Below are 24,565 nucleotides of genomic sequence, written 5' to 3' on the forward strand. Positions count from 1 at the left end.
TTCTTGAAATATTAAAAAGTTTCTATCTTCTTCCACTACCATAACTGCGCGAACCGCCTCCGCCACCGCTGAAGCCTCCGCCACGGCTGCCTCCAAAGCTTCCGCCATGACTCTGGTTGCCAAAGTTGCTGTAGTTGAAGCTGCGGTTGTTGTTATAATTGTAGTTTCGGTTGCTGTTGGTATTTGTGCTCTCGCGACGGCCAAAGCGATTGTATTGCCCAGGATAATTATTCCTGTAAGAGCTATTTACGTTAGAGCCTGATGCTGAATGGCTAAAGCTACGATAGCCGTTGCTTGGGCGCACGTAAGCCACAGCCGGACCTCCCCAATACCAAGGATAATAACCACCCCATCCATACCAGGGACCACCATACCAGCCTGCATAACCATAATACCAGGGGTCGAACCAGGGATCAAACCAGGGATCGTACCATCCTGCATAATAGCCATAACGCCATGGATTGTGCCAGCGCCAGTAAGAACTGCGCCAGTAGTATGGTCCGCAGCCGTAATAACTATAGAACCAAGGATCGTAAAATCCGTCCCAACGGCTCAGGTCTCGGGTACAGTCGAAATCATCACCCATGCCACGCATGTACTTCTCGGCAAAAGCCTCGTCATCGTAGATGGAATCGGGAGCCACGCCCTTGCCCACTCTGAACGATATGATGTCGTTGCCCAAAGAGTCGGCTCCGATGTTCTGATAATGGCTCAACAGTTTACCGCCACGGTTGTATTCATCCACATTTCGGTCGCTTCCCGACCAGTAGAGGGCATATATGCTGTCTTGACGTGCACGCTGGGCAGCCAACAGCTTTGCCTTCTGCACACGTTCCTCGGCTGCCTTCTTGGCTTCTTGCTTCGGGTTGAAGTAGAGGTCATCATCTTGTGCCATCATTGTCAATGGCAGGGCAGCCATAAAGACTGAAAGGACTAACCATTTTTTCATATTCTTTTTCTCCTATTTATTATTGTTGTTATTCTTATATCTGTTATCTATGTCTATAGATACAATGAATCAAGTGCAAAAATATTGCTTATTTACATGCAAAAATACAGAAAAACCCTAAATAATGGTAGGTTTTTCCCTATTTTTTATATTTTTGCAGTAAAATTTAAAACGAAATTCAATGAAATACTTAGTAGCGACATTCAAAATCGAGGTAGAAGCCGACCTGATGCAGGTGTGCAGAGACCTCTTGGCAGACAGCTCGGCTGAAGCGGGATTCGAGTCTTTCGAGGAAACGGAGCAAGGACTGGAGGCCTATGTGCAGAAAGATTTCTTCGACAAGGAGGCCCTCGACAACAGTATTGCCGATTTTCCCATAGAGAGTGCCCGCATCACTTATGAAGTGAAGGAGGCTGAGGACAAAGACTGGAACCAGGAATGGGAGGAACAGGGGTTTGAACCCATTTGCATCGACGACCAGATTCTCATCTACGACGCCAAACATCCCGACCTGCACCCTACTACCTCGCCCGACCATATAGAAATAGGTATAGAGGCGAAGCTTGCCTTTGGTACGGGCAATCATGAGACCACCCGTATGATCGTCTCTACCCTTCTTGGTATGAACTTAGCGAAGAAGCGCGTTCTCGACTGTGGTTGCGGTACGGGTATTCTCGGTATTGCCTGCGCCAAGATGGGTGCAAGCGAGATTGTGGGTTATGATATTGATGAATGGAGTGTGAACAATGCGCAGCATAATGCCCAACTGAACGGCGTTGACAATATGGAGGTACTCTTCGGCAATGCTTCGGTCATCAACCACATCAGCGGAATGTTCGATCTGGTGATGGCAAACATCAACCGCAACATCTTGTTGGCTGACATGAAGTCGTTCAGAAGCGTGCTCAACGAAGGCGGCTATCTGATACTGAGCGGATTCTATAACGAAGACATCCCCGTGCTGATAGAGAAAGCAGAGGAACTGGGACTGAGAGAGGTAAGCAGAAGAGACGACGAAGGCTGGGCGTGCCTTATTCTGACCACTCCATAAACTTGCGCTCGTTGTTGTTGGCTCCGATGCACAGCTGGCGCAAATCATAATAGCTGCCATTGTAGATATTGAAGTCGACATAACCCTTAATACCTGGCAACTTACCGGCATCGGTATGTTGCCAGAACTTCCATTTACCCTTGTATTGTACCTTGTCTACATAGTAGTGGGCTATCCAATAAGGATAGTCGTCGAAAACAGGAGCACCAAGGTACTGCTCCTTAAATTTATAATAGGTGTAAATGATGGGCTTGACATGATAACGGTCTTCCACGATGTGAAGCCAAGTCAGCACATCGCGCTGGAATTCCTCCACACTCTTATCGGCAGGCTTATGCTCTATGTCGAGAACAGGAGGAAGGTCGCCTTCTGTAAGATGCACTTTATCGAGGAAGAAATAAGCCTGTTCGCGCGCCGACGACTTGTTGCTCCAGAAGTGGTAAACGCCTCTAATAAAGCCATAATCGCGTGCCTGATTAAAGTTTTCTCTGAAATTCTCGTCAAGACGAGAGGAACCCTCAGTACTCTTGATAATGATAAAGCGCAGGGGACAACCTTTGATCATGGCGTCCTTGAGTTGTTCCCAGTCAATAGTGCCTTGATAATGCGAGATGTCGATGCCTCGTATTTCGTATCCGTCAGGATACTCGGCATCGCCATAAAGCGCACGCCAGCGGAACCCCGTAGGTCCCACAAAGAAATAATAGAACGCACCCACGTAGAGAAGCACAACAGCAATACCTCCTATCCACCATGCCCAGCGAGGGTATCGGCCAAAGAAGCCATGGCGGGTACGAGAAGTGCGACGGCGCCTGACGGGCTGTCGACTTGTTTTGCGTTTTTGTGGTTTACGTTGGGTTTGTACCATTTGGTTTTATGTGCTTTTATGAAGAAAAGCAAAGAGTGAAAAGCAAAGAACCGCATGGATTTAAAATAAAAGCATTTGAATTCTTCACTCTTCACTCTCCTTATCTTATAGGGTAACTTTATTTACCTTCCTGTTCCAGCTTCAGAGTCTTTGTGGTCTGATCACAAACCTCAGCAGGACCCCAGTACTGGATAGGACCAGGATAAATGTAAGAAGTTTCTCTTGCCCAAACATCACGCTTGGCAGCGAAAGCCTTGAATGGAGCACCATCAAGCTCGACGAGAGCCTTGCGGATAACTGGCTTCATCTCGCCATTACGCTTCTCCATGTTCATCATCATGGTGATTGGCACACCTCCTGCCTTCCATTCGTCGGTATTGGCTGTTGTGTTCTTTACGATGGCCATGTAACCAGTCTTGCCGTTGGCAATAAGCTGTGCAGCGCTGGTTCCAAGTGCGTAGCAGTAGTCTGCGTCAAAGTTGGATGGAGCAGCGCAACGACCTTCGTAACCGAAGAAGTGATGCTGAGCGGCAAACTTACCTACGTACTTGCCTTCCTTCTTCCATTCGTCCAACTTGGCAGCAACCATCTCAGAGAGCAACTTCTCTGTCTCGATGAGAGAAACCTGAACGTTTCCGTGTGGGTCGCGGTCGAGAGAAAGCTGACGGGCAACACCCTCAGGAAGAGTAGCGAATGTCTCGGCATTCTCCTTAGAGAGGTGAGCCAGAATGTACTCACGCTGAGCATCCTTGTCCAAATCCTTATAGTCAGCACCATGAGCAGCCAAGAGGTCGTTCAGTTCCTCAATAAGACGACCGATAGCAGGGATAAATTCTATCAATCCTTCAGGAATCAGCACAACACCGAAGTTGTTACCGTCAGCAGCACGGTCGGCTACTACCTGAGCGATATTCTCTACAATCTGGTTCAATGTCATATCCTTGGCCTCTACCTCCTCTGAAACAAGGCAGATGTTAGGCTGTGTCTGAAGCGCGCACTCCAAAGCAATGTGAGAAGCCGAACGACCCATCAACTTGACGAAGTGCCAGTATTTACGTGCAGAATTGCAATCGCGCTCAATGTTACCAATCAACTCAGAATAAGTCTTGCAGGCTGTATCGAAACCAAAAGAAGTCTCAATCTGATCGTTCTTCAAGTCACCGTCGATAGTCTTAGGACAACCGATTACCTGTACACCACACTTCTTGGCAGCATAGTACTCAGCCAATACGCAGGCATTGGTATTAGAGTCGTCACCGCCGATGATAACAACAGCCTGGATGTCCAACTCGCGGATAATCTCCAAACCCTTGTCAAACTGGTCGGTCTTCTCCAACTTGGTACGGCCAGAACCAATCATATCGAAACCACCAGTATTGCGGTAGTCGTTGATGAAGTCGGCTGTAATCTCCATATAGTTATGGTCAACCAAGCCACCAGGACCCATGAGGAAACCATAAAGACGGTTGGCTGGGTTCAACTTCTTCAATGCATCAAAAAGACCACAAATGACATTGTGACCGCCAGGAGCCTGACCGCCACTGAGGATAACACCCACGTTCATCTTGGTGTCGTGAGCCTCGTCACCAGGTACGAACTCTACGAGAGGCATACCATAAGTGTTAGGGAAGAGCTTCTTGATTTCTTCCTGATTGTCTACACTCTGAGTAGGAGCACCTTCTTTCACTTTTACGTTGCCCTGTAATCCTTTAGGGAGTTTAGGAAGGTAGGCTGCTCGTGCTAATTGCAATTCACTTTTTTCCATGTCTTTTAGAATTTATAATTTTTTATTTACTGAAACTTCAAAACATCTGCAAAAGTAATTTATTTTTTCCACATAAAGAAACAAATAAAGCTAAAAATGAGTTAAAGAGAACTTTTTTTTCATTCTTGTGCACGAATTACGAATAAAATTACTATCTTTGAGCATTGAAATCATATTGTCATTCATTTAAAGATAAAAACTATGGCTAATAAAAGAGATTTAAAACGTACAATCAATTACATCACCAGCGATATGTTCGCCGAGTGTGTAGCAGCTTCATTGTATAGCAGCAAACCTGCAGACGAAGACGTCGACGGCATTCTGACTGCTATTGTCATGATTCGCACAGACTTTATCTGCCGCGTGTCACATCCAGAGCCAGGCATGGAGCAGAAAAAGTACTATAAGAAGCTCATTGAAGACTTCAACAAGCAGGCCTGCGAAATTATTGACCAAATCAACAATCTGGATTAATTATTGGAAGGAATTCTGATTCTTACATTATTATATATAATATAAGTTTTCTAACCAAGACTTCGAAACACACTGTAATGATTCAACAATTATCCAAATGGATACTCTATAAGCGCTTGGGATGGACCAAGGAGATTACCATAGCTCATCCCGAGAAGTATATTATCTGTCTTGCTCCACATACCAGCAACTGGGACCTCCTCATCGGACAACTCTACGCTCATGCCGAAGGAATCAAGAGCAACTTCCTGATGAAGAAGGAATGGTTCTTCTGGCCATTGGGACCCATCTTCCGCAAGATGGGAGGAATACCGGTATGGCGAAGCAAGCACACCAGCATGACCGACAACCTGGCTGAGGAAGCCCGCAAGCGAGACCACTTCTGTCTCTGCATCACACCCGAGGGAACCCGTTCGCTCAACCCCGACTGGAAGAAGGGATTCTACTTCATTGCCCTCAAGGCAGGAATTCCTATCCTGCTCTATGGCGCAGACTATCAGAAACGGCTCATTACATGCACCAAGCAGATTATACCATCTGGCGACCTGGATGCCGACATGCGAGAAATCAAGTTGTACTTCAAAGACTTCAAGGGAAAGAAGCCCGAGAAGTTTACGATAGGCAACATATAAAAACTCTGATGAAAGAAAAACTCTACATGATACGACTGTTGACTTGCAGTTTAGCTGCATGCTCATTCCTTTCCTTGCCCGTCGCAGCTCAGTCTGTGACGGGCAAGGTATACCTTGACGGCAACACAAGAGCATGGGAAGATATCAACTACGAGGGAGACCCATGGGTCTTCAACATGTCTCGCCCCTACTTTGTAACGCGTGGACTGCAGAACAGACACCTCTCGGTATGGGCGTCGCACGGAAGATATTATGATGGAGACCAGAGAAGATGGAAATGGCAACGCCCCAACCTCTTCGGCACTACCGAGGACCTCTTCACGCAAACCATCGTGGTGCCCTACCTCATACCCATGCTGCAGAATGCCGGAGCCATTGTCTTCACTCCACGTGAGCGTGACTGGCAGAAGCATGAAGTGATCGTCGACAACGATGATGCCTTCAAACGCCCGTATTATGTTGAGACCGTCAACGGTAAAAAATGGAAAGACTGTGATTCCATAGGTTTCGCTGCCAGAAGAAGATATTATGAAGACAATCAGAATCCCTTTACCGACGGAACTGTAAGGAAGGCAAAAGCCACCAAGAAGAAGAACCATAGCGAGATAAGCTATCAGCCCGACCTGCCCGAAGCAGGCAAGTATGCTGTCTACGTAAGCTACCAAAGTCTGCCCAAGAGTGTGACCGATGCGAAATACATCGTCTACCACAAGGGAGAGGCAACCGAGTTTTCCGTCAACCAGCGCATGGGCGGAGGAACATGGGTCTACTTGGGCACATTCGACTTTGACAAGGGCTGCAATACTCTCAATCGTGTGGTTGTAACCAATCAAGCTTCCAAACGAGGAGTGGTGACCAGTGATGCCGTACGTTTTGGCGGCGGCATGGGCAACATCCTGAGGGGCAACAACTCGAGCGGTATGCCCCGCTGCCTCGAAGGAGCACGATACTATGCACAGTGGGCAGGTGCTCCCTATCATGTATACGGAGGAAGAAAAGGAGCCAATGACTACGCCGACGACATCAACACACGCTCACTGATGACCAACTGGTTGGGAGGCGGAAGTCCCTTTATGCCTGCCCTTCAGGGCAAGAAGGTTCCTATAGAACTCTCGCTTGCCGTACACAGCGACGCGGGTTACAACAAGGACGGAAAGACAACCTGGGGCTCCCTGGCCATCTGCACCACCAACTTCAACGACGGCATGCTGAACAGCGGCATCTCGCGCATGACATCCAAGGACTTTGCCAAGGCTTTGCTCAAGAATCTGGTCAGCGACCTTAGACAGCAGTATGGTGAATTCTCAGAGCGTTATCTCTGGGACCGCAACTACTCCGAAACCCGTTTGCCCGAAGTTCCTGCCGCCATCATCGAGACCCTGTCGCACCAGAGTTTCCCCGACATGAAGATTGGTCAGGACCCGATGGGCAAATTCACCATAGCACGCTCGCTCTATAAGACCATCTTGAGATATGTATGCACCAACCACGGTCTGCCCTATGTAGTCCACCCCCTTGCACCCAACAATTTCTCGGTAGAGATTGATGCCCAAGGAACAGCCCACCTGTCATGGAGTCCACAGACCGACCGCAGCGAGCCTACTGCCCAGCCTACATCGTATATTCTGTATACAGCTATGGGCAAAGGAGGCTTTGACAACGGACAGATCATTAAGGGAGCCTCTTGCAGCATGAACTTGAAGCCGGGCGAACTCTATACTTTCAAGGTGGCGGCTCTCAACAGCGGTGGGGAGAGTTTCCCAACCGAGAAACTTTGTGCGCGATACGAGCCAGCAGCCACCAAGACGGTCTTGATCGTCAACAACTTCCATCGACTGGCAGCGCCTCAGGTGATCGACAACGACTCCCTGCAAGGATTCGACATGGAACAAGACCCTGGCGTAAGCTATGGATTGACGGCAGGATGGAGTGGTAAGCAACTTGTCTTCGACCGACAGAGGATGGGCAACGAGAGCAGTTCCGGCTTGGGCTATTCTGGCAACGAACTGGCAGGAAACTTCATTGCCGGCAACGATTTCAGTTATGTGGAAGAACATGCTCGCAGTATAGCTGCCAGCCAAAAATACAATGTGGCAAGCTGTTCGAGTGAATGTGTCGCAGCAGGAAAGGTGAAGATGAATGCCTACCCCGTAGTCGACCTCATCAATGGCTTGGAACGCTACGACGGTTACACACCCACCTATTACAAATCGTTCACCCCTACCCTGCAGCAACGGCTCAAGGCTTATACGCAGGGAGGCGGAGCCTTGCTGGTAAGCGGTTCCTATATAGGCAGCGACATGACCACACCCGATGAGAGGAACTTCCTGAGCGATGTGCTGAAAGTAAGTTATCCAACCAATGACAGCATCACACAGACTACCGACAGCGTATCGGGCTTAGGTCTACGTTTCGCTTATTACAACACGCTCAATGACAGGCATTATGCTGCCACACATCCCGATGTACTCTTGCCGACAACGACAGTTGTTACCGCTCCCTTCAGCGCCATGGTTTACACATCAGGCAGTAGCGCTGCAGTAGCATACAGGGGAAATGACTATCGCTCATTCACCATGGGGTTTCCCCTCGAATGTATCAACGAGGAAAAGACTCGCACAAGCATCCTCTTGGGAATACTCCGTTTTCTGACAGAGTAGGAACAGAGGCGCTAAGTTTGCGCTTGTGTAAGCTAAAGATAAAAGTTCAATAAAGATAAAAACAACAACATAAAAACAGAAAGACTATGTACAAAATTCAAGCAAACCAGTCAGGCACACGCTCTATAGAAGTGAGCGACCTGCACCTTGAGACCATCGACAAATACCAGTTGCTCCGCAACCTCGTAGACAGCAACGGCATCATCGACGAGGGAGTATTGGAGAAACTCAAACTCAACGTACGTGCCCTGCTCGAAGCGGACAACTGCCAGGACAAGGCATTGCTCGACTTGTGTCTCGACGTCATCTACAACAGTAACATGAAGGCACTCGGCCTTCACAACCTCGTCCTGCTCTATGTGGACTGGCTCGACAAACGTGCCGCCAACGAGGCAGAAGACACAAACGCAATAACAGACTAAAACGTAAGAATGGAATACAGACTGACAGATTTTCTGCCTACCACAAAGAAGGAATGCGAACTGCGAGGATGGGATCAGCTCGATGTCATCCTCTTCTCGGGTGATGCCTACGTGGATCATCCATCCTTCGGTCCTGCCGTCATAGCACGCACGCTCGAAGCTCATGGATACAAAGTAGCCATCGTACCTCAACCCGACTGGCATGGAGACTTTAGAGATTTCAAGAAACTGGGACGTCCCCGTCTCTTCTTTGGAGTTTCGCCAGGCGCAATGGACTCGATGGTAAACCGCTACACAGCCAATCGGCGTATGCGCAGCGAGGATGCTTTCAGTCCAGACTCACGTCACGACATGCGCCCCGACTATCCTTCTATCGTCTACACACAGATCCTCAAGAAACTCTATCCCGATGTTCCTGTATCATTGGGCGGCATTGAAGCCTCCATGCGCCGCATCAGTCATTATGACTACTGGCAGGATAAGCTGAAGAAATGTATTCTTTGTGATTCGGGTGCCGACATCATCCTCTATGGTATGGGTGAGAAGTCTATCATCGCCTTGGCCGAAGCACTCGACAGCGGTCGCACAATCAAGGAGATAAGAGACATTCCGCAGACAGTCTTTCTCTGTCGCGAGGACGAGATCCCCGGCGGTATCAAGGAAGATGACATCATGCTGCACAGCCATGAGGAATGCCTGCAGAACAAGAAAGGACAAGCAGAGAATGTACGTCATCTGGAAGAAGAATCGAACAAGGTTCATGCCCAGCGCATGATCCAGCCCGTGGATGGCAAGGTGGTGGTGGTCAATCCTCCTTTCCCTACCATGACAACGGAGGAACTCGACGCCTCCTTCGACCTTCCCTATACCCGATTGCCTCACCCTAAATACAAAGGTAAGACCATACCTGCCTACGAGATGATCAAGTTCTCGGTCAATCTTCACCGTGGCTGTTTCGGTGGCTGTTCCTTCTGCACCATCTCTGCACATCAGGGCAAGTTTGTAGTTTGCCGCAGCAAGGAAAGCATCCTCAAGGAGGTGAAAAAGATTATCCAGATGCCCGACTTCAAGGGTTATCTGAGCGACCTCGGCGGACCATCAGCCAACATGTATGGAATGCATGGCAATAACCTCAAGGCATGTGAGAAGTGCAAACGACCTTCCTGTGTGAATCCACAGATTTGTCCCAACCTCAACACCGACCACAGCAAACTGCTCGACATCTATCATGCCGTGGATGCTCTGCCCGGCATCAAGAAGAGTTTTATCGGCAGTGGTGTGCGCTACGACCTGTTGTTGCACAAGAGCAAGGACGAGAAGATCAATGCCGCAGCCCGTCAGTACACCCGCGAACTCATTACCAAGCATGTGAGTGGTCGACTCAAAGTGGCACCAGAGCACACCAGCCCAGAAGTACTGAAGTTCATGCGCAAGCCGTCATTCGACCTGTTCTATGAGTTCAAGCGCATCTTCGATCGCATCAATAAGGAGGAAGGACTCAACCAGCAGATCATCCCTTACTTCATCAGTTCGCATCCCGGCTGTCATGAGGAGGATATGGCTGAGTTGGCTGTCATCACCAAAGGACTCGATTTCCATCTGGAGCAGGTGCAGGACTTCACTCCTACACCCATGACCATCTCTACCGAGACTTGGTATACTGGCTATGATCCCTACACGCTCGAACCGGTGTTCAGCGCTAAGACTCCAAAGGAAAAACTTGCCCAGCGCATGTTCTTCTTCTGGTACAAGCCGGAGGAGCGTCGAGCTATTGAGTCAGAATTGAAGCGCATTGGCCGTTCCGACCTGATAGCCAAGCTCTACGACAAACCATTGAGAGGTGGAAAAGGCAGAATGCATCAAGCTCATTACGACGACAAGGCCATTGGCTCTACTTACGACAATCCAGGAGTAGGACGTGGAGCCAAAGGCAAACGTGGCAGCAACCGACAGGAGAATCAGCGTGGAGCCTACAGACAAGACTCACAACGAGGCGGCTATCGTCAGAATGTACAGAGAGGAAAAAATGAATATGCTCCAAAGGGTTATGGCAACGTGGGTTGTTACGACGAAGAGAAATATCTTAATGATGGCAAACCGCTGAACGGAAAGTCTGCCAACATCCGTGATGTTGTGGCAGCTGCCAGGGCCGAATTGCACGAAGCCAAAGCCAAGGGTGCCGGCTTCTTCAAAAACAAAAAGAAGAAAAGCTTCAATCCCAACTTCGACAGCAACAACCGAAACAAAAGAGGAAAGAAATAAAGGAGTTTCATAAAACACCCGTGCGCAAGTATTCCAATAATTACAAATGATATTTGTTGGAATACTTGCGCTTGGCTTTTACTGGTGCACCATGAAAACCGCCACCGATACTTCCGCCACTAAAGCCTCGGCTGCCGCCAGCCACACCACAATAGTCAGCCCAACGCGCACGGATACGGTCTACATAGTCGGCAGTTTCCGAACCACGCATATATCCATATTTCACTACTGGGTCGCTGTAATAAGCAGGCTGAGACAATCGCAATACAAACTCGCGTACATCACCCCAGTTGTATGCATTCCTGCCATGTTTACGAGCCAAAGACATGGCATCACGCACATGATGGAATCCACCATTATAGGCAGCTAAGGCGAAAAGTACACGCTGCGATGGGTCTCCGACATCAGCGAAATGCCCCTGCAGTTCAGCCATGTATCTTGCAGCAGCAGCCACATTAGCCTCAGGTTCATGCACCTGACTCATGGGCAAACCTAAGTGAGCGGCTGTAGAAGGCATAATCTGCATCAGTCCGCAGGCGCCAGCCCACGACTTTGCATTCGGGTCGAAGCAACTCTCCTGATAACACTGGGCAGCCATCAGTCGCCAGTCCATACGGGCAGCTCCGGCATACATCTGGAATAATCTGTCGTATTTAGATATCACACCTTTAGAACGATTGAGGAAAGGAGAGTAAACATGACGGCTGATGCTGCGTGAAGAAAGCAAGAAACTCTCCTCCTGTTTCACCTCTGCTATCATCTTAGGCTTGAACCAACTGTTGAGGGTATCGGCAAGACTCTTGTTGCCAGCAGCTACCGACCATTGTTCATCATCCGTTTTCACACCACAGAAGAGCAATCCGCCCTTCGCCTTCACACGAGCCAAAGGTACGGCTATCAGGTCGCCTTCGCCTTTCTGCAACTTACTCACCATTTCAGCCGTGTCCTTACATTCCTCCACACGTAACGACACACCAATCTGTTGCGCGAACTTCTCGCATAACAGATATTGCAATCCCATTCCATGCCCATGATAATCATAATAGGTGGTAGGTCCATTCACGGTCAGCATGATGAGTTCACCACCCGACACGATATCATCGAGCGACAAACCCTTGCCTTGAGACTGAGGAGCAGGCTCATCAGAAACCTCTACTTCCCCCACGGGCGTACCCCATGGAGTAAGCTCTGGTTGTTCCTTTTTTGAGGAGCATCCCAAGAGCATAAAACCTGCAACAAATACAAATAAATATTCTTTCTTCATGTTTAATGCTACAAAAGTACAAATATTCTTGCATATTCGGGCAAAAATCTGTACTTTTGCATTGATTTTTAATAAAAATGAAGAAATATGTTACGAATAGCAGTGCAGTCAAAGGGTCGTCTCTTCGATGACACCATGAATCTTCTCTCGGAAGCAGACATTAAAGTAAGTGCCTCGAAGCGTACGCTCTTGGTACAGTCAACCAATTTCCCTATCGAGGTGCTCTACCTTCGCGATGATGATATCCCTCAGAGCGTGGCATCAGGAGTAGCCGATATCGGTATCGTTGGCGAGAACGAATTTGTAGAACGTGGCGAGAACGCTCAGATTATCGACCGTCTGGGTTTCAGCAAGTGTCGCCTGAGCCTTGCCATTCCTAAGAAGATCGACTATACCGGTCTGAAATGGTTCGACGGCAAGAAGATAGCCACCTCCTACCCCAACATCCTTCGCAACTTCATGAAGAAGAACGGCATCAACGCCGACATTCATGTCATCACAGGTTCTGTAGAAATCAGTCCCGGTATCGGTTTGGCAGATGGTATCTTCGATATTGTCAGCTCAGGCTCTACCCTTATCAGCAACAATCTGGCTGAGGTAGAGGTCGTGATGAAGAGCGAGGCTCTCCTCATCGGCAACTGGAACATGGACGAGCAGAAACATCAGATTCTCAACGAGATGCTGTTCCGCTTTGAGGCAGTACGTTCAGCCCAGGACAAGAAATACGTGATGATGAATGCCCCTAAGGATAAAATTGATGCCATCACTGAGGTGTTGCCAGGTATCAAGAGTCCTACCATCATCCCTCTTGCCGACGAGAATTGGTGCTCTATCCATACCGTTCTCGACGAGAAGCGTTTCTGGGAAATTATCGGTAAGCTGAAGGAATTGGGAGCACAGGGCATCCTGGTAACTCCTATCGAGAAAATGATTTTGTAACAACCACTTGCAAACATCTTTGCATAAATAGTAAACCGAACTTTCGCATATCAGGAAGTTAAAGGAGTTAAGGAAGTTAAGGAGTTAAGACGTATGTCTTGCTGCTTAAAAAACTACGCCAAAAAGACTGTTGTCTTAACTCCTCAGCGACCGTAGGGAGCGATAACTCCTTTAACTCCTTTAACTCCTGAGCTTGCGAAACTTGAATATATAAAACTTAAATTGGAATGAAGGTAATAAAGTATCCTGCAAAGGAAGAATGGAAGGAACTCGTTAAGCGTCCGCACCTCGATGTATCGCAGCTCAATGCGACTGTTGAGGGAGTTTTGGAAGACGTAAGAAATCATGGCGATGAAGCCGTGAAGCGCTATGAAGAGAAATTCGACCATGCCCATCTCGACAGTTTGTCTGTATCCGAGGCTGAGATGGACGAAGCAGAACACATGGTGTCGGCTGAGCTTAAACATGCACTGGAGCTCGCCCATCATAACATTGCCCGATTCCATGAAAGTCAGAAGTTTGAAGGAAGCAAGGTGGAAACCTGCCCTGGTGTGGAGTGCTGGCAGAAAAGTGTCGCCATACAGAAGGTGGGTCTCTATATACCTGGAGGTACAGCTCCTCTTTTCTCTACTGTACTGATGCTTGCCACACCAGCCAAGATAGCTGGTTGCGAGGAGATAGTTCTCTGTACCCCTCCTAACGCAGAAGGTAAGGTAAACCCAGCCATCCTCATGGCTGCTAAGATAGCCGGAGTCAGCAAGATTTTCAAGGCTGGTGGTGTTCAGGCTATCGGTGCCATGGCTTATGGTACAGAGAGTGTGCCAAAGGTGTATAAAATCTTTGGTCCTGGCAACCAGTTTGTGATGGCAGCCAAGCAGCATGTCTCACTACACGATGTGGCGATAGACATGCCAGCAGGTCCATCTGAGGTTTGTGTCATTGCCGATGAAAGCAGCAACCCTGTCTTTGTCGCTGCCGACCTGTTGTCGCAGGCGGAACATGGTTTCGACTCTCAGGTGTTCTTCATTACCACCTCCGAAGAGATGATTTCTAAGGTGGTAAAAGAGGTTGAACAACAGTTGGAGCGTTTACCACGTAAGGAGATGGCACACACATCGTTAGACAACTCGAAGTTCATCCTCGTCAAAGACAAGCAGGAGGCCATTGACCTGAGCAATGCCTATGCTCCCGAGCATCTCATCATAGCCACAAGCGACTACGATCAGTTGGCAGAGAAGGTGGTGAATGCAGGAAGTGTATTCTTAGGCAACTATGCCTGTGAGAGTGCCGGCGATTATGCCAGCGGTACCAATCACACCTTGCCGACTCATGGCTATGCCTTGGCATATAATGGTGTAAATCTCGACAGCTACAATCGCAAGATCACATTCCAGCATCTCAGCAAGGAAGGCATCCGAAGCATCGGCAAGGCTGTAGTCACAATGGCAGAGAACGAACAGCTCGAAGCCCACGCCAACGCCATGCGACTGAGAGTGGAAAGCCTTGGTGAAAGGTAAAAAGGTAAAAAAGTAAAAAGGTAAAAAAGTAAAAAAGTAAAAAGTAAAAAGTAAAAAGGTAAAGAAGCGTTTCATATGCTTTTTTACCTTCAATTTTCTGATAAAATCATAATGAAAGAACTGAAACAACTTTGCCGAGAGAACATATGGAACTTGGCACCCTATAGTTGCGCCCGCAATGAGTTTAGTGGTCGCACAGCCCGCGTCTTTCTCGACGCTAATGAGAATCCATACAACGACCCATACAACCGCTATCCAGACCCCTTGCAGCTCGAATTGAAGAAACAGCTCAGCAAGGTAAAGGGAGTGGCAGAAGACAAGATCTTCTTGGGCAATGGTTCAGATGAGGCCATCGATTTGGTTTACAGAGTGTTCTGTCGACCAGGCAAGGACAATGTAGTGGCCATAGCTCCCACTTATGGTATGTATGAAGTATGTGCCGACATCAATGACGTGGAATACCGCCCAGTATTGCTCAACGAACAGTTCCAGACCACAGCCGACCATCTCTTGGCAGCCAGTGACGAGAATACCAAGGTCATCTGGATATGCAGTCCCAACAATCCAACCGGCAATCTCATCTCACCCGACACCATTGATGGTGTATTGTCACGCTTCGACGGCATCGTAGTAGTCGACGAAGCCTATGGCGACTTTGCCAAGACCCGCCCCTACCGCCTGCAGTTGGCAAAATATCCCAACCTCATCGTGCTCAACACCATGAGTAAGGCATGGGGTTGTGCAGCCATCCGTCTGGGCATGGCATTTGCCAGCAAGCAGATAGTAGATATATTCAATAAGGTAAAATACCCTTACAACATCAACCTCCTCACCCAGCAGCAGGCACTCGAGGTTCTGAAAGATCCCTATCAGGTAGACGACTGGGTGAAGACCATTCTGCAGGAACGTGGCAAGGTGATGGCAGCCTTCACCGACCTGCCTATCTGCGAGAAGGTTTACCCCACAGAGGCCAACTTCTTCCTCGCAAAGATGACAGATGCTACAGCCATCTATAACTATTTGGTCAATCAGGGCATCATTGTGCGCAATCGCAACAATGTGCAACTTTGTGGCAACTGCCTGCGTATCACTGTAGGTAAAAAGAGCGAAAATATCGACCTTTTGGCTGCACTCCGCCAGTATTGAGAAAAAAAGCCATGCTCCTTTACAACAAATTACACGATTTAGAGTTATTATATAATAAGAATAGAATATTAATAGCATAATTATCAAAAAAATAGCATACGATAAACAATGAAGAAATATATCATATTTGCGCTCATGCTCTTGTCTGCAGGTTCAGTAATGGCCCAGTCAGGCATGACGGATGATCAGGTGATGAGTTTTGTAGCCAAGGAGCATAGTGCAGGCACCTCTAATTCGCAGATTGTCACCAAGCTGATGCAGCGTGGTGTCGACATTTCTCAGATTCGCCGAGTTCGTGAGAAGTATGAGAAGATGCAGAAGCAAGGTTCTTTGGCCAGTGCTACCGACCGCACAGGAAATACAAGTCGTCTGCGCAGCAATAATGGCAAGACACGTTCCGACTATGGAAAACAGTCCGACAAAGAGGCTGCCAACTACTCCAACTATCGTGTGCAAGCCCAGCGCGACTATTCTTACAGACACACTTACGACAGCAATGACGAGGAATATGGCGACATGCAAAACGAGCTAAACGGCATTGTGCCCGATTCCACTCAGATGCTCAAACAGTTGTTGGCTCAGCAGGCTAAAGATAAACATCGCGTTTTCGGCCGTGACATCTTCAATAACAAGGAGTTAAGCTTCGAGCCTAACATGAACATCGCTACCCCACAGAACTATCGTCTGGGGCCAGGCGATGCAGTTATCATTGATATTTACGGAGCATCTCAGCGCACCATTCAGAGCACAGTTTCTCCCGATGGCGAAGTAACCATCGAGGGTTATGGCCCTGTCAATGTCAGTGGACTGACTGTAGCACAAGCCAATGCCCGCTTACGCAACACACTCGGAAGCCGTTATCGCAGCAGCCGTGTGAAACTGACTGTAGGACAGACCAAGACCATCATGGTCAATGTGATGGGCGAAGTAAAGGCGCCGGGAACCTATACCCTATCAGCCTTTGCCACCGTGTTCCATGCCCTGTATATGGCAGGAGGCACCAACGACCTCGGAACCCTGCGCAACATCAAGGTTTATCGTCACAACCGACTTGTTACCGTAGTAGATATCTACGACTATATTCTCAACGGCAAACTGACAGGCAATGTTCGTTTGGCTGATAATGATGTCATCGTGGTAGGCCCATACGACTGCTTGGTCAACATCAGCGGAAAGGTAAAGCGCCCTATGTTCTACGAGATGAAGAAGAACGAGAGCCTTAACTCCGTACTCAAGTATGCCGGTGGTTTTACAGGAGATGCCTATACCAAGGCCGTTCGCGTGAATCGTAAGACAGGCAGAGAGTATTCAGTATTCAACGTAGAAGAATTCGATTACGCCAACTTCCGTATAGCTGATGGCGACTCTGTTAGCGTAGACTCTATCCTGCCACGTTATGCCAATACCGTAGAAATCAAGGGAGCTGTGTTCCGTCCCGGCATGTACAACTTGGGCGAACAGATCAACAGCGTTCGCACTCTCGTAGAACATGCAGAGGGACTTACTGAGGAAGCATTTACAGCCCGTGCCGTAATGCATCGCATGAAGACCGACCGCTCTTTGGAGGTAATCAGCGTCGATATTGCAGGCATCATGAGTGGTAAGGTGGCCGACATCCCATTGAAGGAGAATGATGTGCTCTTCATCCCTACCCGTCAGGACAAGATGATAGAGCGCACCATCACCATCCGAGGCGAAGTAAACTATCCTGGCACATACAAGTATGCCGACAATGAGACCATTGAGGACTTCGTTCTTCAGGCAGGCGGACTCACCGACAAGGCATCTGTAGTGAAAGTCAACGTAAGCCGTCGAGTCAACAATCCGAAGGCATTGCGTCCTGACAGCATCATTGCCAAGAGTTTCGAACTCACCCTGAAGGACGGTTTCGTTATCGACGGCACACCAGGCTTTACCCTGATGCCATTCGATGAGGTTTATATCCGCAAAAATCCAAGTTATACAGAACAGCAAAATGTAAGTATCGAAGGAGAGGTTGTGTTCCAAGGAGCCTACACCATGACCAAGCGTCCTTCACGTCTGAGCGACCTGTATCACATGGCAGGCGGCGCTACCGACCATGCCTACATCAAGGGAGCCCGTCTTCTTCGTCGCACCAACCAGACAGAACGTGACCTGATGTACGCTATCTATAAAAAGGAACGCGAGAACCAGCAGAAGAACCTCCTTCAGTTGGCAGCCAGCAGCAATAACGGCTCCGCCATACAGCAGTCAGCCGAAAGTGCCAAGAATGCAGAACTTGAGAAGTTCAATATTCCAGACGAATACCCAGTAGGAATCGACTTAGCAGAAGCACTCAAGAATCCTGGCTCTGACGAAGACTTGGTTTTGCGTGAAGGCGACCGCCTCATCGTACCACAGTACGACGGAACCGTTAAGATTAATGGTGCCGTCATGTTTGCCAACACTGTGGCATACGTCAAGGGCAAGCGAGCAAGCTATTACATCGACGAAGCCGGTGGCTTCGCCTCAGATGCAGTCAAGAGCAAGGCATACGTCATCTACATGAATGGTAAGGTGGCAAAGGTAAGTCAAGGAGCCCGCATCCAACCTGGTTGCGAAATCGTTGTCCCATCCAAGTTGAAGCGCAAGATGAGTGTTGCTGAGACCATGAGCCTTGGTTCCAGCATGTCGAGCATCGCCGCCATGATAGCTACCATCGCCAATATGACGAAGTAAAAGCATGACGAGGAGGAAACTAATATGAAATATCCTATAGGAATACAAAATTTCGAAGACTTACGACGTAACGGTTACGCCTACGTTGACAAGACACAGTTTGTATATAAGCTCGCAGATGAGGGCAAATATTACTTTCTGAGTCGTCCGAGACGATTCGGAAAGAGTCTCTTCTTGTCTACCCTGGAAGCATATTTCCAAGGTAAGAAGGAACTCTTCGAAGGCCTTGCCATTTATGACTTAGAGACAGAATGGAAACAATACCCCATATTCCATATAGACCAGAACACAGCCAACTTCAGGGAAGAAGGCAGTTTGTATACCGTGCTCAACGACTACCTCTCAGCATGGGAGGACAAATATGGAACCCGTGAATCAGAAGTCACACTCCCCCTTCGCTTCAAGGGAGTGATAGCAAGGGCAGCAGAGAAAGAAGGCAGGAATGTAGTTATCCTTGTCGACGAATATGACAAACCTATTCTTCAGACACTGCAAAACGAGAAGCTTCAAGAGGACCATCGTAATCAGTTGAAAGCATTCTACTCTGCACTGAAGACCCAGGATCGCTACATCAAGTTCGCATTCCTCACAGGAGTAACCAAGTTTGGCAAGATCAGCGTGTTCAGCGACCTTAACAACCTGATGGATCTATCGATGGATCACCGCTATGTCAATATATGCGGAACTACAGAAGAAGAGCTGAAGTCATATTACAAGGAAGGCATTTCTGAATTGGCATCAGCAAATGGAGACAGCGAAAGCGAAACCATAGATAAGTTAAGAATGCGCTATGGAGGCTATCACTTCGAAAAGAATTCAGAAGGAATATACAATCCTTTCAGCGTATTGAACACCTTAGCAAAACATCGCTACAAAAACTACTGGTTTGAGACCGGCACACCAACATTCCTCATTGAACTTCTTAAGGAGCATGGATATCGCCTCCCCGACCTCAATAAGGAGCAAGTATCGGCTTTTGTGATGAGCGGAATGGATTCCGCTCCAACCAATCTCACCCCCTTCATCTACCAGACTGGTTACCTCACCATCAAAGGTTATGACGAACGATTTAAGAAATACCAGTTAGGCTTCCCCAACAAAGAAGTTGAAGAAGGTTTCCTTAACTTGCTCCTACCCCTCTATAATTCTGCAGGAGACCGCTCCTCTTTTATGGTTGACAGTTAGAAGCCTGAAGAGTAGAAAGTTGGATTGTGGATAATTAGAATAGAATACATATTTTATAATTATGTATATAACTCAACTCAGTATTAGTATAATCATCAAATATAAAAAATAGGAAAAAATGGAAAAAAAAGACGGTTACATAAATGTGTCAGAAATACTAAAGACTGTGCTTAGCAAAAAGAAATTGTTTCTCATATCTCTTCCTATTGCTATCGTAGTATCTTCGCTAATTATAATTTGTGTTCCACGTTCCTATACATCAAGTGCAATGCTTGTGCCAGAAGTAGAAAATCCAATGGATATGGGAAGTGTTGGTTCTTTGGCCTCAAGTTTTGGTATTGACCTTAATCACATAGGTGGAACAGATGCTATCTCTCCGCTTCTTTATCCAGAGTTACTTAATGACAACGGCTTTATTGCCAGCCTTCTCAAGATACAAGTGAAAACACAAGATGGTACATTAAAATGCTCTTATTATGAATATCTTAAGAAGCATCAGGAAATTGCATGGTGGACAAAGGCCATGGGAGTAGTGAAGCGTATCTTCAACCCCCAAAAAGTTAGTATGCAAAGAGGAAACAATAAGGGAGAATTAAATAATCCTTATTATTTATCCAAAGAAGAAGATGATATTTTAGGAGCTGTAAGAAGTTTAATCGGACTGACAGTTGACAAAAAGACTGGAGTGATAACGATACAAACAGAAGCACAAGATCCATTAATATGCAAAAACCTCGCTGATTCTGTCTCTTCAAAACTTCAGGTATTCATCACCAACTATCGTACTCAAAAAGCGCGTCACGATGTTGAATATTACAAGTCGCTGACAGCTAAGACTAAAGCTGATTACGAAAAAGCTCGCCGTTTATATGGTGGCTATTCTGATTCTAATATGGATCTTGTTCTTGAGAGCGTTCGCTCAAAGCAAGCTGATCTTGAAAACGATATGCAGCTAAAATTTAATGCTTACACGGCAATGGTTACTCAGCTGCAAGCATCAGAAGCAAAACTTCGTGAACGCACCCCTGCTTTCACAACCTTGCAAGGTGCTAGCGTGCCTGTTAAGCCCGCTAAACCCCGTCGTATGATTTTCGTTCTTGCCATAACAATACTTGTATTTGTTGGCGATTTGACTTATGTTTTAAAAGGCTATATTTTAGGTAAGAATTAATGTTATTGTCGAAAGAAAAAATTATTATAGCATATTATTATATTGCACTCATTGCATTTGCCGTGAGTGCATGTGCTGTAATGTTTGATCAGGAATCCAGTGGAGGTATAGCATACACCAACTTTATAATAGCTTTTGCCTTTATAGTGTGGGGCGTTTTTGTATTGCGTCCCTTTACGAAAGGCTATCTTATAGAGATACCATCAAAGACTATCTTATCGTTAAATGTTTACATGCTATGGGTGCTAGTAGTAACAATCATTAATCCAGTTGGTATTGAAGGTATATCGTCATATATGAACAGCCTGTTTTGGTCAGCATTCCCTATTCTCATTCTTAACGCAACCTACTATTTTGTCTTGCATAAAGGCGATAGTAAATGGTTGAAAAAAATATTTCTTGTCATCACCGCTTTGTTTCTGTTAACTTATTACAGTTTTTACGATGTTGACAATATCCTTATGAATGTGCATTTAGGATCATCCTATTACTCATTATACATGCTGCCTTTAGTTTTGGTTTACCCCTCGAAGATAGGAAAAATATGTTGGACTATCATCATCTGTATAGCGGTATTTTCTTCTGTAAAACGTGGAGGCGTACTTGCACTTGCACTTGCTATGTTAACATATATAATAACCACCCAATTGGTGTCTAAGAGAGGTAAGTTCACGAAAATTATTATCGGTTTCTGTATATTCACAGCATTTATTGCCGTCTTTGCTTATATTGGAACCATGGGTGACAACAATATCTTTGAACGTTTTGAATCAATACAAGAAGATAATGGAAGTGGGCGAACGGACGTATGGAACGAGGCATGGCGACTTATAAACAATCAGGGTATTGTTACTTATTTTGTCGGAAATGGATTCAACACCGTGGTTCGCAATTCGCGTTATGTACTTTCTGCTCATAACGACTATTTAGAAGCTTGGTTCGATTTTGGATTGGTAGGCATGTTACTCTATATAATCTCATTGCTTCTTCTATTTAAAGATATATTAAAATGTCTCAAGACAAAGAAAGAGTATGCCCCCGCAATGTCTATTCTTGGTGTTTTAATAGTTGTGCTCACCATGATTTCGCATATTGCTATCTATTATTGGTTTAACGTCATTGTGCTTTGCATAGCTTATTTTGAAGGACGTTACAACAGAGAAAAGAAAGAACTTGTAGAAAAAGGAAATAACAATGAGTGAGAGTAAAGTAAGCAAACTCATAATATCAAACGTTTTTTGGGCACTGGCAGGCAAGCTCACCGGACTGGCAAGTGCGTTATTGGTTGGCATCTTTGTTGCCAGATACCTTGGTCCAACCTTATATGGCGTAATGAACTATGCCGTTAGTTTCGTCACCCTATTTCTTGTGATAGCTACTTTTGGTTTTGAAAATATAGAGATAAGGGAAGAGGCAAAAGCTAATGATCAAAAAGATATTATTTTAGGTACAGTGTTTGTACTTCGTTTGGTACTATCCCTTGTTACCATAGTTTTAATTTCTGTAGTCGCTTACATCAACGAGACAGATTTATACACCTTTGGAATCATCATGGTATATGCTATCACAGTCATACTCACACCATTTGACGTAATACGTAATTATTTTACCTCTCTCATTCAAAACGAATATATAGTAAAAGTAGGCATTTTCCGCACAATTCTATCAGGGACAATTAAGATTGTATTGTTGCTTGTACATGCCTCTCTTGTATGGTTTGTCATCTCCTTGGTATTTGATGCCTGCATCTTGGCACAAGGCTATTGCTATGTCTATAAAAAAAAAATTGGCAGCATGCGTTCTTGGCATTTTGACAAAGTTTGGGCACGCTATCTCTTACGTCAATCGTTTCCTTTACTGCTGTCAGGAGTAGCGGCAACGATATTCTTACAAATAGATCAAATCATGATTGGCAATATGATTGACAAAACATCGGTAGGCTATTTTTCTGTAGCATCCAAGTTTGTTGAAGTATTACTTTATGTACCTACCATCCTCATACAAACTGTCAGTCCGCTACTCGTTAAAGAGCGAAAGTGCGATCTCGACGCGTATCATAAAAAATCACAAATGTTTATGAACGTCACTGTGTGGTCGTGCGTATTATGCGCCATCTTTACATCCTTATGCTCCAAATACATTGTATTATGGACCTTTGGTTTAAAATATGCTGCCTCGATAGCAATCTTACAGATTTTATCATTTAAGATAATAGGTGTAGCTCTTAATATCGTTTCGGGGCAAATATTGATTATAGATGAGAAACAAAAATATTTTGTGTTGCGTAGTCTTAGCGGTTGTGTAGTATGTGTAGTACTAAACCTACTTGTCATAACACGCTTTGGTGTGTGTGGCGTTGCCTTTGTAGCCGTAGCCACACAGTTTGCAGCAGGTTTTTTCATACATCTATTCATTCCTACATACCGATACATGTTTTTCATACAAATGCGTTCTTTGCTTGTAGGTTGGAAAGACTTTTATAAAATAAAAATACTTTTAAGCCGTTAATAGTAAAAACGATTATGCTTAAAATAAGAAAGCATATCTATTTTAAAACTTTAAATTATATTTTTTGCATGAAGAAGTTATTGATTAAATTATTTAAGTATATCCCTTGTTCTGATTGGATTTACCATAAGTATCTTATATTTAAAGGACGTCAGCGTAAGATACGTCTTGGAAACAAAAATGCAGACAAGACCTTCTATGTAATAGGTTGGAACGATGAGGGAGGCGGACTTTTCTGGATTGTAAACAAAGTTTGCATGCATATAGCCTATGCTTTGGATCATGGATACATTCCAGTTGTTGATTTGAAAAACTACATCACCCAATACACATTAAAGAATGAGAACAAAAATGTTTGGGAGATATTCTTTGAACAACCTGCGGGGTATAGATTGGAAGATATTGAAAACAGTAAAAATGTGATAATCAACCGCATGACTCCAGCACCTGCAAAGAAGTATCTTATGGGGCAAACAGAGTTTTATGACAACACAGAAAGAATCGCCTATTTCCGTAACATCTTTAAGAAGTTTATCCATCCCAACAATAAGACATTAGATTATATTCGAAGCAAAGAGAAACAACTTTTTAAAGATAAAGGACGTGTACTTGGTATCTTATGCCGTGGTACCGACTATGTGGTGGCAAAACCAAAGAACCATCCTATTCAACCTGATATGAGAGAAATTATAAAGGATGCCCAAAAAGTAATGAAGGAAAAACGATGCAATTATGTATTTGTTGCAACAGAAGATAAAGACATACTCAATGTGTTAAAAGCGGAATTTGGCGATAAATTGTTATTTCTTGACCAGCGTAGGTATAGCAGTAAAGATATGCAATCAAACCAGCTACTCGCACAAATCAAAGAGAAAGATAAGGAACGCAATCCCATAAAAGATGCCTTAGATTATTATGCAGCCATATATCTGCTTACCCGTTGCTGCTGTTTCATTGGAGGCCGTACAGGAGGAACTAAGGGAGTGTTACTCATGAACAACGGCTTCGAATACCAAAAAATCTATGATTTAGGATTATACAAATAATAAAAA

Annotated in this window: 18 protein-coding genes and 1 pseudogene; 15 read left to right on the top strand and 4 right to left on the bottom strand. The window is 45.9% G+C overall.

Translation table 11 applies throughout. From position 1 onward, the window contains the following. Positions 1 to 22: 22 nt before the first annotated feature. Positions 23 to 949, bottom strand: coding sequence for a hypothetical protein (locus tag P3T48_RS05255; protein ID WP_022252309.1), 927 nt, complete (start codon positions 947 to 949; stop codon positions 23 to 25). Between the two features lie 181 nt (positions 950 to 1,130). Here P3T48_RS05255 and prmA point away from each other — a divergent pair, with 181 nt between their 5' ends. Further along, on the top strand, positions 1,131 to 2,000 hold the full coding sequence (gene prmA / locus P3T48_RS05260) for a 50S ribosomal protein L11 methyltransferase (RefSeq protein ID WP_022252310.1): 870 nt from the start codon (positions 1,131 to 1,133) through the stop codon (positions 1,998 to 2,000). On the opposite strand, the gene P3T48_RS05265 is transcribed toward prmA, so the two are convergent. Together P3T48_RS05265 and P3T48_RS05270 are read right to left on the bottom strand one after the other, a co-directional pair. Beyond that, the gene (locus tag P3T48_RS05265; protein WP_022252311.1) at positions 1,981 to 2,868 is read right to left on the bottom strand and encodes a glycoside hydrolase family 25 protein; all 888 of its coding nucleotides are present in this window, start codon (positions 2,866 to 2,868) and stop codon (positions 1,981 to 1,983) included. The two genes, prmA and P3T48_RS05265, sit on opposite strands and share 20 nt — an antisense overlap. 118 nt (positions 2,869 to 2,986) lie before the next feature. After that, on the bottom strand, positions 2,987 to 4,633 hold the full coding sequence (locus P3T48_RS05270) for a diphosphate--fructose-6-phosphate 1-phosphotransferase (protein WP_276505897.1): 1,647 nt from the start codon (positions 4,631 to 4,633) through the stop codon (positions 2,987 to 2,989). 201 nt (positions 4,634 to 4,834) lie between these two features. Here P3T48_RS05270 and P3T48_RS05275 point away from each other — a divergent pair, with 201 nt between their 5' ends. The 5 genes from P3T48_RS05275 to P3T48_RS05295 all read left to right on the top strand — a co-directional run bounded on the left by P3T48_RS05275 (position 4,835) and on the right by P3T48_RS05295 (position 11,083). After that, positions 4,835 to 5,107 carry a hypothetical protein gene (locus P3T48_RS05275; protein WP_022252313.1) on the top strand — a complete coding sequence of 91 codons (273 nt, stop codon included), beginning with the start codon at positions 4,835 to 4,837 and terminating at the stop codon, positions 5,105 to 5,107. Between the two features lie 77 nt (positions 5,108 to 5,184). After that, entirely contained in the window at positions 5,185 to 5,739 is a 555-nt protein-coding gene (locus P3T48_RS05280) for a 1-acyl-sn-glycerol-3-phosphate acyltransferase (protein ID WP_022252314.1), read from the top strand. A gap of 8 nt (positions 5,740 to 5,747) precedes the next feature. Beyond that, entirely contained in the window at positions 5,748 to 8,399 is a 2,652-nt protein-coding gene (locus P3T48_RS05285; protein ID WP_276505898.1) for a golvesin C-terminal-like domain-containing protein, read from the top strand. Between the two features lie 86 nt (positions 8,400 to 8,485). After that, positions 8,486 to 8,821, top strand: coding sequence for a DUF8442 family protein (locus P3T48_RS05290; protein ID WP_022252316.1), 336 nt, complete (start codon positions 8,486 to 8,488; stop codon positions 8,819 to 8,821). Between the two features lie 9 nt (positions 8,822 to 8,830). After that, a complete protein-coding gene (locus P3T48_RS05295) occupies positions 8,831 to 11,083 on the top strand; it encodes a YgiQ family radical SAM protein (RefSeq protein WP_276505899.1) in 2,253 nt (750 codons plus the stop codon). Between the two features lie 40 nt (positions 11,084 to 11,123). Here P3T48_RS05295 and P3T48_RS05300 read toward each other — a convergent pair whose 3' ends face one another. Continuing rightward, on the bottom strand, positions 11,124 to 12,347 hold the full coding sequence (locus P3T48_RS05300) for an MltF family protein (RefSeq protein WP_276505900.1): 1,224 nt from the start codon (positions 12,345 to 12,347) through the stop codon (positions 11,124 to 11,126). An 87-nt stretch (positions 12,348 to 12,434) separates the two neighbouring features. Between P3T48_RS05300 and hisG the strand changes: the two genes are divergently transcribed. The 9 genes and pseudogenes from hisG to P3T48_RS05345 all read left to right on the top strand — a co-directional run bounded on the left by hisG (position 12,435) and on the right by P3T48_RS05345 (position 24,559). After that, positions 12,435 to 13,286, top strand: a complete 852-nt coding sequence (gene hisG, locus P3T48_RS05305) for an ATP phosphoribosyltransferase (RefSeq protein ID WP_022252319.1) — start codon at positions 12,435 to 12,437, stop codon at positions 13,284 to 13,286. 227 nt (positions 13,287 to 13,513) lie between these two features. Further along, entirely contained in the window at positions 13,514 to 14,803 is a 1,290-nt protein-coding gene (hisD, locus tag P3T48_RS05310) for a histidinol dehydrogenase (RefSeq protein WP_276505901.1), read from the top strand. A 111-nt stretch (positions 14,804 to 14,914) separates the two neighbouring features. Next, complete coding sequence (gene hisC / locus P3T48_RS05315) at positions 14,915 to 15,949, top strand: histidinol-phosphate transaminase (RefSeq protein ID WP_276505902.1); 1,035 nt, start codon at positions 14,915 to 14,917, stop codon at positions 15,947 to 15,949. A 108-nt stretch (positions 15,950 to 16,057) separates the two neighbouring features. Then, on the top strand, positions 16,058 to 18,649 hold the full coding sequence (locus P3T48_RS05320; protein WP_276505903.1) for an SLBB domain-containing protein: 2,592 nt from the start codon (positions 16,058 to 16,060) through the stop codon (positions 18,647 to 18,649). Positions 18,650 to 18,673: 24 nt separating this feature from the next. After that, positions 18,674 to 19,819: pseudogene (locus P3T48_RS05325) on the top strand (ATP-binding protein); the annotation flags it as partial. 133 nt (positions 19,820 to 19,952) lie between these two features. Then, positions 19,953 to 21,005, top strand: coding sequence for a GumC domain-containing protein (locus P3T48_RS05330; RefSeq protein ID WP_276505904.1), 1,053 nt, complete (start codon positions 19,953 to 19,955; stop codon positions 21,003 to 21,005). A gap of 5 nt (positions 21,006 to 21,010) precedes the next feature. Then, on the top strand, positions 21,011 to 22,207 hold the full coding sequence (locus P3T48_RS05335) for an O-antigen ligase family protein (protein WP_276505905.1): 1,197 nt from the start codon (positions 21,011 to 21,013) through the stop codon (positions 22,205 to 22,207). Beyond that, entirely contained in the window at positions 22,200 to 23,513 is a 1,314-nt protein-coding gene (locus P3T48_RS05340) for a flippase (protein ID WP_276505906.1), read from the top strand. Before P3T48_RS05335 ends, P3T48_RS05340 begins: the two co-directional genes overlap by 8 nt. 14 nt (positions 23,514 to 23,527) lie before the next feature. After that, complete coding sequence (locus P3T48_RS05345) at positions 23,528 to 24,559, top strand: O-fucosyltransferase family protein (RefSeq protein ID WP_276505907.1); 1,032 nt, start codon at positions 23,528 to 23,530, stop codon at positions 24,557 to 24,559. The last annotated feature ends 6 nt before the right edge of the window (positions 24,560 to 24,565 follow it).

Source organism: Segatella intestinalis, from assembly GCF_029348455.1.
Lineage (GTDB): Bacteria > Bacteroidota > Bacteroidia > Bacteroidales > Bacteroidaceae > Prevotella.